The sequence below is a fragment of the Pseudoalteromonas sp. S16_S37 genome (assembly GCF_014694405.1).
In the GTDB taxonomy this organism is placed as follows: Bacteria; Pseudomonadota; Gammaproteobacteria; order Enterobacterales; family Alteromonadaceae; genus Pseudoalteromonas.
This window is the reverse complement of record NZ_JAAUWV010000016.1, coordinates 53461-67355: the sequence shown is the minus strand read 5'-3', so window position 1 is coordinate 67355 and position 13895 is coordinate 53461. Positions and strand designations below refer to the sequence as shown.

Genomic DNA, 13895 nt, shown 5'->3' with positions numbered 1-13895 from the left:
AGGGAGATACAAATGTTAAATAGTAAAGTTTCAAAAGCGGTTCGCTTAGCGATCGCGTTTGGTGCTGCTTCTACTGCTGCTTTTTCAGCGAGTTCATTCGCAGCAGAAGAAGGCGTAGAAAAAGTAGAACGTATTGAAGTAACTGGTTCTTCAATCAAAAGAACAGATCTTGAAGGTGCGTTACCGATTGATGTGATTGACGCATCTGCTATCGCTAAGTCTGGTGTTACAAGTGTTCCTGACCTTATCGCCAACTTGCCTTCAATGCAGGGCTTCACAGCTGCTGGTGAGTCAGTAGGTGGTAGCGGTGGCGGTGTTCAAACTGCTTCATTAAGAAACTTAGGTTCTGAGTACACACTTGTACTTCTAAACGGTCGTCGTATGGTATCTTCAGATTCTGGCGGTACTATCGACCTTAACTCTATTCCTCTTGCGGCCATCAAGCGCGTTGAAATTCTTAAAGATGGTGCATCTGCATTATATGGTTCTGATGCGATTGCTGGTGTTGTCAACTTCATTCTTAAAGATGACGTTCAAAACACGACAATTAGTGCACGTTACGACAAGCCAAAAGACACTTCAAGCTCAAGTATCTCAATCACTACGGGTTTTGGTGATTTGAGTGTTGATGGTTTCAATATTACTGCTTCATATAGCCACGATCAGCAAGACAATCTGCGTTCTGTAGATCGCGATTTTGCTAAAACGGGTTTTGTGAAGTTTGAACATGCTGGTCAAGACTTAGTTGCAATTGCTGGTTCTTCAAACGCAATCCCTGGTAATGCTTATGTAACTTATGAGCTTCGTGATGAGAATGGCGATTTAATCGTAGACGCTGACTCAGGAAAGGTTAAAACGTCAACTTATTCTTTGAATCCTTACAAAGAAAAGAATGGTTCGTGTCACACAACGAGTGCACCATCAGGTAATGCTTGTCAATTTGACTACACAAGCACACTTGAAATTCAGCCTGAGTCAGAACGTGATAATGTCTTTGTACAAGCTGTAGCAACGCTTGGTGATTCAGCGGAAGCATATGGTACAGCTTCATGGTCAGACTTCAAAATGACTACGCGAATTGCACCATACCCAACTGGTACGTTCTCACTAGGCGCTGATTCAGCTCTAGTGCAAGAAAATGTAATGCCTTACCTTCCAGCTAACGTAGCACAAGATATGACTCGTGTAGCAGCTCGCTGGCGTGTACTTCCAGGTGGTAACCGTACTACTGAATGGCACACAACAACTACTCAAGTAACAGCTGGTATTCGCGGTGAGATTGCTGAGTGGTCATATGATTTTGCTGTAACGCGTGGTGATTCAGAAAGTGACCAAAACCGTATTACTGGTTTCCCTCTTGAAAAAGAATTCATGGAACTAGTAACTTCTGGTGAAATTGATATTTTTGCTGCACCTGAGGATCTAAGTGCTGAGCAAAACAAAATGGTTGCAGACACAATGTTTAGCGGCCTTTGGGAAAAAACAGAAACTGCTCTAACTACTATCGAAGGTAAAGCTTCAGGTGTTATTGCTGACCTAGACGCTGGTAGTGTATACCTAGGTGTTGGTTTTGATTACCGTATGGCTGAGTACTCGCGTAAAAACGGAGCAGGTAACACTGCAGAAGTTGTATTATTCGAGTCTGCTTCTGACGAATATGACCTAGAGCGTGATACATATGGTGCGTTTGCGGAAATAATCGTTCCTGTTATGGAAAACTTAGAGCTAACAGGTGCGATTCGTTATGATAATATCGGTGAAATCACGGATTCACTGCGTACTGGTAACCAAACTGTAAATAACAGCGAAGATGATACAACGTATAAGTTAAGTCTTTCTTACCGTCCAACTGACGAGCTATTACTACGTGCGTCAATGGGTACTGGCTTTAAGATGGCAACTATGCGTCAAATCGCTGAGCCAAGAGTTGAATTTGGTGTAACTGCTTCGCCATATGATTGTCCTTTCCAATCAGGTCACCCACTTAAGCAATACTGTTACTCAGATAAGCTTCAGTATGATGTATACCGTGAAGGTAATGCTAAGTTGAAGCCAGAAACTTCTGAGCAGTATACTATTGGTTTTGTATGGGCTGGAGACACTGGAACAAGTGTATCTGTTGATTACTGGAATATTGAAATGGAAAATGAGGTTCGTCGTCTAACTCAGAACCAAATCTTCCAAAACCCAGAGCTATACGGTGATCTTTTCGTTACTAAAGTTGACCAAGGTACTGGTGACACTGTTCTAGCTATCGTTCAGGCAGCTGATAACGTTGGTAAGTCAAACACTTCAGGTATCGACTGGAGTATCAACCTAACGAATGAGCTATCTTTCGGTACGTTGAAAACTGGTATCATGGGTACTTATCTACTTGAATCAGAAAGCTTACGTGTAGGTACTACCGACGTTTGGGATTCAAGCTTAGGTAAAGTGGGTACTGATGAAGCGGTTGCATTCCGTAATATTATTAATATCAACAACTCATTTACTCATGGTGATTTCACTCACGACTTAAATATCAAAGCTCGTAGTGGCTACACTGATGCTTCTGCTGATGTAAGCTTCTATGTTGCAAAAGCGGATAACTGGGATGATGCAGTTGATGGAAGTGTGATCCAAAAACATATTCCAGTATACTTTACTGTAGATTACCGCCTGTCTTACGCTTATGGCGATAATGCAAATGTGACATTTGGTATTAAGAACTTGTTAGATAAAGAGCCTCCATTTACTCTAAATGCTGCGGCTGGTCACCAAGTTGGTTATGACCCACGTTATGCTGACCCGTACCTTCGTACTTTCTACTTACAAGCGGACTACACTTTCTAAGTTAGTTTGATGTAATAAAATTCAAAACCCCACTCTAAGTGGGGTTTTTTCATCTCTAAAAGCATTTCATTTGTTATCTTCTGATAAATATTTCAAATAAATTTAATTTTTTATTGTTGACATTTGTTTGGAAAATAAAATGTAAAGTTTACATGTTTATTTCCTGTTGTTAAATTGGGTGTAATATTTGATTTTGCTTTCTCATTGTTTTTATTGGTTTTTTGTTTCTCTCTTGTTTTTTAACATGTTGCTATTTTTGGTACTTTTTGTTCTTGGATGGATTGTTTTCGGCTACATAGGATATTGACCTCTTGTTTCAACGAGGCTTAGTATTAGTCCCTGTATCTAAATAGAAACACTCTGTTTTCTTTTTTAGAACTTAAAATAAAACTATAAAAATCAGATTATTAATTTGATTCAGGGAGAAAATTAGCATGTTAAACTCAAGAGTTTCAAAAGCGGTTCGCTTGGCAATCGCGTTTGGCGCTGCTTCTACGGCTGCGTTTTCTGCGAACACCTTTGCGGCAGAAGGTGGAGAGAAAGTAGAACGTATCGAAGTTACAGGTTCTTCAATCAAAAGAACTGACTTAGAAGGTGCACTGCCAATAGATGTAATCGATGCTTCAGCTATCGCAAAATCAGGTGTAACAAGCGTTCCAGATCTAATCGCTAATTTACCATCAATGCAGGGTTTCACTGCTGCTGGTGAATCTGTGGGGGGTAGCGGCGGTGGTATTCAAACTGCTTCACTTAGAAACTTAGGTTCTGAGTACACGCTTGTACTTCTGAACGGTCGTCGTATGGTTTCGGCTGATTCTGGCGGCACAATCGACCTGAACTCTATTCCTCTATCAGCTATCAAACGCGTAGAAATCCTAAAAGATGGTGCGTCTGCACTATACGGTTCTGATGCTATCGCGGGTGTTGTTAACTTTATCCTTAAAAATGACGTGCAAAACACGACTATCAGTGCGCGTTACGACAAGCCGAAAGATACTTCTAGCTCAACGATTTCGATCACAACAGGATTTGGTGATCTAGGTTCTGATGGTTTCAATATCACAGCGGCATACAGCCATGACCAGCAAGATGTGTTAGTTGGAGCAGATCGTGATTTTGCTAAATCAGGCTTTATCAACTTTGAGCATGCAGGCCAAAAATTTGTTGCCGTTGCAGGTTCAGCAAGTGCTATTCCAGGTAATGCGAACGTTGAATACCAACTTCGTGACGAAAATGGTGACTTGCAACTTGATCCAAAGGGTAACGTCAAGACTAAGACCTACTCTTTCAACCCGTATAAGATGGAAAACGGCAAATGTCACGTTACTAGCGCACCATCTGGTGAGCGTTCTTGTCAATTTGACTATTCAAGTACGATTGAAATCCAACCTGAGACAGAACGTGATAATTTCTTTGTCCAAGGTGTTGCAACCGTAAATGACATGGCGGAAGCGTATGCTAATGCTTCTTGGTCAAAATTCCAAATGACGACCCGTATCGCCCCTTATCCGACGTCTATTCCTTTGACTGCAGATTCGGCGCTTGCACAAAAATACGTTATGCCTCATTTGCCGCAAAATGTTAAAGACGACATGGTAGGTATCAGCGCGTCATGGCGTATACTTCCTGGCGGTAATCGTACAACAGAGTATGATACAACAACAACTCAGATTACTGCTGGTATCCGTGGTGAAATTTCTGAATGGTCTTACGATGTTGCGGTAACTCGCGGCGATTCTGAAAGTAATGAAACTCGTGTTACTGGTTTCCCTCTTCAAAAAGAAATTTTAGCGCTACTGAACTCTGGTGCAATTGATGTATTCAAAGCACCTGAAGATCTGACAAACGAAGAGAAAACTTCAGTTGCAGCCTCTATGTTCAACGGTCTTTGGGAAAAGACTGAAACGTCAATGACCTCATTCGAAGCTAAATTGTCTGGCGCAATTGCAGATCTAGATGCAGGTAGTGTATATCTAGGTCTTGGTGTGGATTACCGTACATCAGAGTACTCTGTCGCTATTGGTGAAGGTAACCGAAACGAAGTTATCCTATACGAAGAAGCAACTCCAGAGTTTGATCTTGACCGTGATAACTATGGCGCGTTTGCCGAATTGATAGTTCCTGTAATGGAAAACTTAGAACTAACAGGTTCTGTTCGTTATGACAGCATTGGTGAGATCACCGATTCACTGCGTACAGGTAACAAAACAGTTAACGGCAGCGAAAATGATACAACTTATAAGATAAGTTTATCTTACCGCCCTACTGATGAGCTATTGCTTCGCGCTTCAATGGGTACTGGTTTCAAAATGGCAACCATGCGTCAAATTGCAGCACCTCGTATCGAGTTTGGCGTAACGGGTACTCCGTATGATTGTCCATTATCAGATAATCATCCTCTAAGATCAGCATGTCTTTCAGATAAACTTCAGTATACCGTATATCGTGAAGGTAACCCTGAGTTGAAACCTGAAACGTCTGAGCAATACACATTTGGTTTTGTATGGGCTGGTGACTCAGGCACAAGTGTGTCAGTAGACTACTGGAACATTGATATGGAAAATGAGGTTAAACGTTTAACCGAGAACCAAATCTTCCAAAACCCAGAGACTTATAATCACCTTTTCACTACAAAATTTGATCAAGGTCGTAACAGAGACGTACTTGCAATTGTCCAAGCGGCTCAAAACGTGGGTAAATCAACCACTACTGGTATTGACTGGAGCATTGACTTAACAAATGAATTGTCATTTGGTACGTTGAAGACTGCGATTGCGGGTACTTACTTAATCGAGTCTGAAAGCTTACGAGTTGGTGAAGATAATGTTTGGGATTCAAGCCTAGGTAAAGTTGGTCCTGATGCTCAGGTTGCATTTCGTAACATAATTAACATCAACAACTCGTTGACTCATGGTGATTTCACTCATGACCTAAACGTGAAAGCACGTAGTGGTTATACTGACGAAGTTGCAAGCACGCACTATACTATTTATGAAGCTGCGGAAACTATCAAAAATAAAGTTAATGGTGACTTTATTCAGTTAGAGGTTCCGGTGTACTTTACTGTTGACTACCGCATGTCATATGCATATGGTGATAACGCTAACTTCACGTTTGGTATCAAGAACCTACTTGACAGAGAGCCACCTTTAACGTTAAACGGAGAAGCTGGTCACCAAGTTGGTTACGATCCGCGTTATGCTGACCCATACGGTCGTACTTTCTACCTTCAAGCTGATTACACCTTCTAAGTTAGTTTGATGTAACAAAATTCGAAACCCCACTTGAGTGGGGTTTTTTTATCCCTAAAAATATTTCAAATCAAAATGATGGGTTTTGGCAAAGTTGAAGTTGTTTGTGAAGAGTTCAAGTAATATCGAGAGTAACTTTAAATCATTGAAATAAATGGAATGTAGCAATTAAAACAGTGAGTATAGACTAGTTCTAATCAAAACGTTTTGGTGTTTTCAGTGTGCCATTGAGTAGTCACATCTTAAACACCAAGGCTTTGATAAATATAAATTTTTAATTAGAATCTATAACTTCCACCGATTGCCAGTGAACTTGTATCTAAGTCACCCATATCCATATACTGCCAACCAACGTTAAAGGCAAAACCATTGCTCCAATCGTATTGCCAACCCGCTTCTGCGAATAATCCCACACCGTCATTCTGCGCCACAACTTTACTATTTTTTGCGATTTCGTAATCGTATCGTTGTGCTCCTAATTTGCCGTAAAAGTAGCTATTGTCGGTCACTTGGTACTGGCCTTTGGCTGCCACTACAAAGTTGTTGTAATCAAGCTTGTTGGCGTCTAGGTTAAAAAGTAATGCATCGTTGCGATTACAGATAAATTTGTTTTTGGTGATGTCTTTACAATCCCAATCATCCGCTTCTCTTGCTCTATTTACACCAAGCTCTAAAGCCCAAGTGGAATCAAACTGGTAGTTGTAGTACAGATAGACTGATCCGACGCCATCGCCATCTTGGCTAGAGTTTTTATATTCTGCACTGCCACCTTGTAGTTGGGCACCTAGTCTGTGAGTTTCGTCTTGTTGCTCAGCCAAGCTTGTAAAGCTGACTGTATTCAGTAGTACGAGAGAAATAATTGAGCGTATTTTCATAATATCTAATTCCGATTCGTTTAACTTGCGGATGAGTTTATGGATTTACCCTGTCAGAGTCTGTAATGGGTTTGTGAAGGGGTGTGGGAGTATGTCAGAAATTGTAAGCAGTTGTTCTAACGGTATGATTTTAAATATATTGTTTTGATATATAAAAATATTATGTTCTCTTATAAGGTTAATCCTTCAGCAATGACTGCATGAGAGAGGCTATTAATCTAGATATGTCTTGTTAGACATTAGAAATGGTCGAGGAAAATACATGTTTTTGCATATACACATGTAGAGCATCGAAAATCTGAATGGTATCTGTGCCGCGATTGAAATGTAATGAAGCTGCTAGTTTCGAGCCTTAACAACTGAAATATAATAGAAAATTGACATGAATGAGGTTGATTTATCCGTCCGAGTATTTAGATAAATTTAATAAATATAAGTAGAATCATGCTTTTTCAATTGACTTATACCTTTAATTTGATACAAATGTAGATTCAATAATCTTTTGAATTCTTATGTTTTTATGACTCAATTAACGCTACTGACAAACCTGCTAACATGGCAACGAAATAATGTTGTGATGCGCTCGTTTGCACTCTGCGGTTAATTGCTTTTTCTAACCGCGACGATAAAAGCGGTTAGCCTCAAAGTTTTTCTCCCTTTTATCGTCCAAACTGGCAAGGATATAGATTATGCCCGTTCAGGCATCATATTTGTTTGTGATCATGGTTTGGTCAACAACACCGTTAGGCATTGTTTGGAGCAGTGAGAGTATGCCACCACTGTTGAGTGTTTTGCTGCGAATGTTGATTGCACTGATATTGGCAGGGTTGATTGTTTCAATTAGTAACACGCGAGTACCGTGGCATCGACGCTCTTGCACGCTCTATATATATTCGGCGCTTGGCATATTAGGTGGAATGTCATTTAGTTATTTGGCTGCGCAAACCGTGCCATCGGGGGTTATCTCGCTTATATTTGGTTTGGCACCTATCTTATCTGGGTTGTTGGCGCAAAAGCTATTGGGTGAAGCCAAGTTTACACCCATTAAAATATGCGCTTTGTTGTTTGCATTATGTGGGCTCTATTTGATCTGTTCGGCGCAAATCCAGCAGCTTAATTTGGCGCCCCTTGGCTTAGGTTACGTATTTTTGGCTGTATGCAGCTTTAGTTTAAGCGGCGTTATGATCAAGCGTGTAAAAGTTGCGATCCACCCGATGGCAACAACGTTTGGTGCACTATTGTTTGTAACGCCTATGTTTGCTGGTCTTTGGTGGGTGTTTGATGGTTCATTTGTGGTTAACTCGTGGGCAGCAAAATCAATATGGGCAACAGTGTATTTGGGCGTGGTTGGTTCTTTGTTAGGGTTTTTAGCTTATTTTCATGTTTTACAAAAGCTTTCAGCGAGCACTGTGGCGCTCAGCACATTGATCACACCGGGTTTTGCGATTGCACTGGGTACTTGGCTTAATGATGAAATTTTGACTAGTAGCCTAGTTGTCGGTGCAGTTATTATTATCTTCAGTTTGGCGTTGTTTCAATTCGGTGAGCACTTAAAATTACCACGAGTAAAACTGACAATTAAAGAGTAATGTATGAGTACGTTATACATCACAGGGGCTGGGGTCAGCGCGCAAAGCGGTATCCCTACTTTTAGGGGCGAAGATGGCTTTTGGACAATAGGAAGTCGCAACTACACGCCTCAGCAAATGGCTACAAGGGCAATGTATGAGCATAATCCTGGAGAGTTTTTATGCTGGTACTATAAGCGGTTTGTTACCTATCAACATCATGGACCGAATGAAGTTCACCATTGGCTTAAGGATAAACCGCTTATCACACAAAATATTGATGGCTTGGATGGAAAAGCAGGTAATGAACATTACGTTTCTATTCACGGGCGTATTGATAAAGTCACTTTGTTTCATATTCAAGGTCAACCTGTTGAGATACAGTCTGCACCGTGGGAGCAAGTTGAGGAGTGTAACCTTAAAAAATCGTTGTTGGAGCTATTTAGAGTATCGAGCAGGGGACCTGAGCTTAATTACTCGCTTAAACCCTATGTTTTATTATTTGATGAGTTTTACACTGAACTGTATCAAATAGACAAGGCACAAAGGATGATGGAAGAGGCGAGCAAGATGGTATTTATTGGTACATCATTCAGCGTTAATATAACGCAAATAGCATTAGAAATAGCTAATAAAAATCAAATAGATGTTGAAGTTGTAGACCCCAATCCTACGCATGTTTTATATAACAAGGTGCGCTACCATAAAATGTTAGCTGCGGATTTTATTAACCTTTAATGTAGCAAAGTCATTACATCTTCACTTGGGCATTCGAATGCAGCGCCTAACAGTATAATACGGTGACTACTGCTCGTAAGCTCATCATAGTTAGCATTGCTTTTTAAGTGGTTACAGATAAGCCTTAATGTGTTTAATTCACTGGGCACTTGTTTTATTTGTGCTTCTAGCAAGGCAAGTGCCGCGGTGAGTTCATGTGCTTGCAAAGGTTCAAAGCAAGGGTTAAAGGCTAAGTAGCACTCCATCGGTAGCAACTGTTGATCATTTCTAGTGGCTAAAGCCAAAGCGAGCGACTCATTTCGCTCAAACAGGAGCAAAGAGCGAATGTAATTAAAAGGAGGGGGAGCTGCTTTGGTTTGGCTAAACAGAGTATGTAAAATAGTACTCCCCTGATCATTTGTTATAGCAAACCCTTCGCTCGCACTCAGTGCAGGTGTAAAAAATGTCAACTTATCAATGTCATTAATCCCCCCAATGAGTGCTTTAGGGAGCGGCTTATGCTCTAGAAAAGAGGCAACCAAGTCCTGAAAAAATTGATAATGAGCTTGGTCCTTTAAGGCTTGTTGATATAGATACTTGAGCTGTGAAATGTTTTCATTAACATCGCTTTGTTGGTAAAAATCAACAAGAGCTTGCTTGTCTTGTTGTTTGATCATTTCAATTAGCGTTTGTACTGACTCTTTTTCACTCATAGCTCTACCAAAAATAGCTTGATTTAATTATATCCAGTGTAGAACAGTTTGTCTTAAAAAGGGAGTATTATCATAGAGCTAAGATAAAGTTAGGTATCAAGTGTACTGCTGAAAAAACGTTTATTAAGCACCTACTAGCATTTTTCGGCACTATTTTTCTTTTAAAAATAAGACTGATTAGCTAATTGGCTAAAAAATATGAGGATGATCGTAAATTAGGTATCTAGTTTTTTGAATTTTTCACTACACTTAAAGCTTGGATCACAAAATGAGAAGTCCTATGTTTGACGATGATTCAATCTTATTTAGCTCGGAAGATGAACCTGAACAACTTATAGTAAAACCCCCTTGGAAAATTCTAATAGTAGATGATGAGGAAGACATTCATCAGATATCTAAGCTAGTGCTTGCGCAAATGCAATTTGATGAAAGAGGTGTCACATTTTTGCATGCACACAGTGGTGAACAAGCAAGGGAAGTGATAACTGAGCACAAAGATGTTGCGCTGATCTTGCTAGATGTTGTGATGGAAACGGCTGAAGCAGGGTTAGACTTTGCAAAATATGTGCGAGAGGTTGAGCTAAATAGTAAAGTTCGCATTATATTGCGCACTGGACAACCGGGTATGGCTCCTGAGTCGGAGATCACAAGAGATTATGATGTCAATGATTATAAAACGAAAACCGAGCTTACTAGCAGCAAATTAAAAGCGGCTGTATTAGTGGCGCTGCGCACTTATCAACATTTAGAAAAAATGGAGTGTGTGCAGCTTGGACTAGATAAAATAATCAAATGTACTAACTCTTTGCTTAGCGAGTCTGAGCTGGTGGAGTTTGAAATAAGAGCATTACAATCTTTAGCTGAAACATTACCTCTTTGTCAGCAGTTTGAACCCACGCCAGTCGCTTCATTTATTGCAGAACTAAATTTAGAGTCTTTGCAATTTGAGGTGAGTTTACCTGAGAGCACCGAGCTTGAGATCCCCCGCACATTAGTGGAATCCTTTATAGGTAAGTATGATGCACGATTTTTCCATAGTGCAGTCATGGATAACTTTGCCATTTTATATATCGGAGAGCGGCCAACGGGTGTGCCACTATTTGCCATAGCGCAATATGTTAATCACATCGATGAACAAGAAGAATTACTGTTGTTAAATCTAGGGCAAAATATCGAAATTGCATGGCGAAATAGCCAGCTGCAAGCCAAGTTAAGCGAAAACAACATTGAGTTAGAGAGTCAAGTGACAGAGCGTACTGCTGAACTCAATGCTGCAAGAGAGCGCGCTGAACAAGCGAATTTAGCCAAAAGTATGTTTTTGTCTAATATGAGCCATGAAATTCGCACGCCCCTAAATGCAATATTAGGATTTGCTCAATTAATGGAGCGCGCCAAAGATCTCTCTCAAAGCCATAAACAAACCATGAACAAAATCGTGCGTGCTGGTAATCACTTACTCGATATTATTAACGATGTCCTCGATATTTCTAAAATTGAGGCGGGTTCAAGTAAGTTGAATTTAACTGACTTTGAGTTGAGTAGTTTACTTGAAGACTTAGGTAGCATGTTCAAACTAAAATGTGAGCAAAAACAGTTGTCTTGGCGTTTACACAATAATGTTGGTGGCAAAATTGGCGTACATGGTGATCAGGGTAAGATAAGGCAAGTTTTAATCAACTTGTTGGGTAATGCCGTTAAATTTACTGACCGTGGTGAAGTCTCTCTGAGTCACTCTCTTGTAGATGAAAACACCTATCGTTTTGAAGTGCGCGATACTGGGCCTGGGATCTCACAAGAGGAATTGCAGAGCCTGTTCAGCAGCTTTACGCAGGGGAGTGCAGGGCTGGAAAAAGGTGGCACCGGTTTGGGTTTGTGCATTTCTAGTAAGCAAGTTGAAATGATGGGAGGCAAGCTTGAGGTAGATTCTACACCAGGCCAAGGAAGTCGCTTTTCCTTCAGTCTTGTGCTACCCGAGGCTGATAAAGATTTTGCACAGTCGAAGCACACTGAACACACCCAACTTACTCTTCGCCGAGGTAAAACTCTACACGCCTTATGTGTGGATGATGTTGCTTATAACCGAGAGATATTAGGCCAAACTTTAGAGTCATGCGGCATTAGTGTTGATTATGCTGAGGATGGGCAGCAGGCTATCGATAAAATCAAGCTAAAAAAATTCGATATTGTGTTTTTGGACTTGCTTATGCCTGTAATGCGTGGTGATGAAGCAGTACAGATCATCCGCGGAGAGTTGGATCTTAAGCAATTAAAATGCGTCGCTATTTCTGCTTTTAGTTTGCATCATGAAGTGCAGCATTATCTGAGCATTGGTTTTGATCAATTTATTGGTAAGCCTTATACCATTGGGCAAATATTTGATTCGTTGATGTCTTTCTTTCCTGAACATTTTGAAAGCGAAGAGCTTCAACAGGACGAGTCTGAGAACAATGAAGTCAGCAGTATTGATTTATCGAATTTTTCACTGCCCCATGAGTTGCTAGAGCAACTAAAGTTATCAGCGCAAATTAATGGCACCTCAAAAATAAAGCAAATTTTGCAAAAAATAGAGCAAGAGCAGCCAAACAATAAGCAACTTGCACAATATTTGGCTAAGTTTATAAGTAAGTTTGATATGGCTGGCTTTATAGCTGCGCTAGATGAGGTGCAAGATGAATGATGATCTGGTATCACTCAATAATTGCAGGATTTTGATAGTTGATGATAAAGCAGAGAACTTAGAGCTACTCACCAGTTTTTTAGAGGCTGAGGGATATGAAGTTGCGTTTGCAACCTCAGGGAAAGAAGCGATTAATATTGCTACTATCTTTTTGCCTCACTTAATTCTACTTGATGTCATGATGCCTGGTATTGACGGTTTTGAAACGTGTCGCCGTTTAAAATCTCTTGATAAAGTTAAAGATGTGCCCGTGATATTTGTTACTGGTAAAGCTGAGCTTAGTGACATCGTTGAGGCATTTAGCGTAGGGGCAGTTGATTATGTAACTAAGCCAATTCGCCAAGAAGAGCTGTTAGCGAGGGTTTCTACTCATTTACAGTTACAAGCGTTGATAAACTTGCGAGATGAACTGATAGGAACATTGCGTGATAAAACCATTGAACTAGAAAAGCTATCGAAATTAAAAGAGCAACAGCTAGAAACCTCCCAGCAATTTAGCCATATTGGTGAAATGGTGGGAGAGCTAACCCATGAACTTGGCACCCCACTGAGTGTTATTAGCACCGCTATCAGTCACCTTGACGATAAACAAAAGCAAATAAACCAACATATACAGCAGCAAACATTAGCAAAAAGTGAGTTACAGAGTTTTATTGATAATGCAGCGCAAAGCTACGATATTATTTTGTCTAATCTCAATAATGCGATGAATTTGGTCAATAGCTTTAAGCATATTGTTGTGGGCGAGTTTAGCGGCGCAGTTACTGAGTGTAATTTAGCTGATTATTTGTATGATATTCAAAGAGTGTTACAACCTAAGCTAAAACGCTCACCACATAGCGTCAATATTAGCTGTCCTGATCCATTGCAAATCACTTCCGATGCGGGCGCGTTATCACAGGTTCTTATTAATTTAATCAATAATGCCCTTATTCATGCCTTTGAAGATAATCGCAGTGGCAACATTAACATTGAAGCAACTCCACAAGATGATAACGTTATTTTGAAAGTCTCAGATGACGGCAAAGGCATTGATGGAGAAAAATTAGATAAGATATTTGATAAATATTACTCCACGCGCATAGGTGCTGGTGGTAGTGGGCTTGGTTTGTACATAGTAAAAAACCTAGTAGAAAATAGCTTACAAGGCAGTGTTGAGGTGTTTAGTCAACTAGGTAAGGGTACTGAATTTTGTATTACTTTACCTAAACATATCAGTACGACTTCTGAAAACACTAGCTCAACATGAAAATTGGTGAAAT

General features: G+C 40.3%; 8 protein-coding genes. 6 read left to right on the top strand and 2 right to left on the bottom strand.

Annotated features, from left to right (window positions below; all coding sequences use genetic code 11):
• The first annotated feature begins 12 nt into the window (after nucleotides 1–12).
• Together HC733_RS09760 and HC733_RS09755 are read left to right on the top strand one after the other, a co-directional pair.
• On the top strand, nucleotides 13–2832 hold the full coding sequence (locus tag HC733_RS09760; protein ID WP_190364854.1) for a TonB-dependent receptor domain-containing protein: 2820 nt from the start codon (nucleotides 13–15) through the stop codon (nucleotides 2830–2832).
• A gap of 434 nt (nucleotides 2833–3266) precedes the next feature.
• Nucleotides 3267–6083, top strand: coding sequence for a TonB-dependent receptor (locus tag HC733_RS09755; protein WP_190364853.1), 2817 nt, complete (start codon nucleotides 3267–3269; stop codon nucleotides 6081–6083).
• Between the two features lie 278 nt (nucleotides 6084–6361).
• Here HC733_RS09755 and HC733_RS09750 read toward each other — a convergent pair whose 3' ends face one another.
• Entirely contained in the window at nucleotides 6362–6958 is a 597-nt protein-coding gene (locus HC733_RS09750; protein WP_190364852.1) for an outer membrane beta-barrel protein, read from the bottom strand.
• Between the two features lie 689 nt (nucleotides 6959–7647).
• Here HC733_RS09750 and HC733_RS09745 point away from each other — a divergent pair.
• Nucleotides 7648–8547 (top strand): DMT family transporter, encoded by a 900-nt coding sequence (locus tag HC733_RS09745; RefSeq protein WP_190364851.1) that lies wholly within the window; start codon nucleotides 7648–7650, stop codon nucleotides 8545–8547.
• A gap of 3 nt (nucleotides 8548–8550) precedes the next feature.
• The gene (locus HC733_RS09740) at nucleotides 8551–9264 is read left to right on the top strand and encodes an SIR2 family NAD-dependent protein deacylase (protein ID WP_190364850.1); all 714 of its coding nucleotides are present in this window, start codon (nucleotides 8551–8553) and stop codon (nucleotides 9262–9264) included.
• On the opposite strand, the gene HC733_RS09735 is transcribed toward HC733_RS09740, so the two are convergent.
• Nucleotides 9261–9956, bottom strand: coding sequence for a hypothetical protein (locus HC733_RS09735; RefSeq protein WP_190364849.1), 696 nt, complete (start codon nucleotides 9954–9956; stop codon nucleotides 9261–9263). The two genes, HC733_RS09740 and HC733_RS09735, sit on opposite strands and share 4 nt — an antisense overlap.
• A 268-nt stretch (nucleotides 9957–10224) precedes the next feature.
• Here HC733_RS09735 and HC733_RS09730 point away from each other — a divergent pair, with 268 nt between their 5' ends.
• The gene (locus tag HC733_RS09730; protein WP_190364848.1) at nucleotides 10225–12633 is read left to right on the top strand and encodes a response regulator; all 2409 of its coding nucleotides are present in this window, start codon (nucleotides 10225–10227) and stop codon (nucleotides 12631–12633) included.
• The gene (locus tag HC733_RS09725) at nucleotides 12626–13882 is read left to right on the top strand and encodes a hybrid sensor histidine kinase/response regulator (protein ID WP_190364847.1); all 1257 of its coding nucleotides are present in this window, start codon (nucleotides 12626–12628) and stop codon (nucleotides 13880–13882) included. The genes HC733_RS09730 and HC733_RS09725 overlap by 8 nt, the downstream gene beginning before the upstream one ends.
• The last annotated feature ends 13 nt before the right edge of the window (nucleotides 13883–13895 follow it).

Excerpts from the sequence above, each read along its gene's own strand:
- HC733_RS09760 (WP_190364854.1), top strand. The coding sequence starts at position 13 with ATGTTAAATAGTAAAGTTTCAAAAGCGGTTCGCTTAGCGATCGCGTTT.
- HC733_RS09755 (WP_190364853.1), top strand. The coding sequence starts at position 3,267 with ATGTTAAACTCAAGAGTTTCAAAAGCGGTTCGCTTGGCAATCGCGTTT.
- HC733_RS09750 (WP_190364852.1), bottom strand. The coding sequence starts at position 6,958 with ATGAAAATACGCTCAATTATTTCTCTCGTACTACTGAATACAGTCAGC.
- HC733_RS09745 (WP_190364851.1), top strand. The coding sequence starts at position 7,648 with ATGCCCGTTCAGGCATCATATTTGTTTGTGATCATGGTTTGGTCAACA.
- HC733_RS09740 (WP_190364850.1), top strand. The coding sequence starts at position 8,551 with ATGAGTACGTTATACATCACAGGGGCTGGGGTCAGCGCGCAAAGCGGT.
- HC733_RS09735 (WP_190364849.1), bottom strand. The coding sequence starts at position 9,956 with ATGAGTGAAAAAGAGTCAGTACAAACGCTAATTGAAATGATCAAACAA.
- HC733_RS09730 (WP_190364848.1), top strand. The coding sequence starts at position 10,225 with ATGAGAAGTCCTATGTTTGACGATGATTCAATCTTATTTAGCTCGGAA.
- HC733_RS09725 (WP_190364847.1), top strand. The coding sequence starts at position 12,626 with ATGAATGATGATCTGGTATCACTCAATAATTGCAGGATTTTGATAGTT.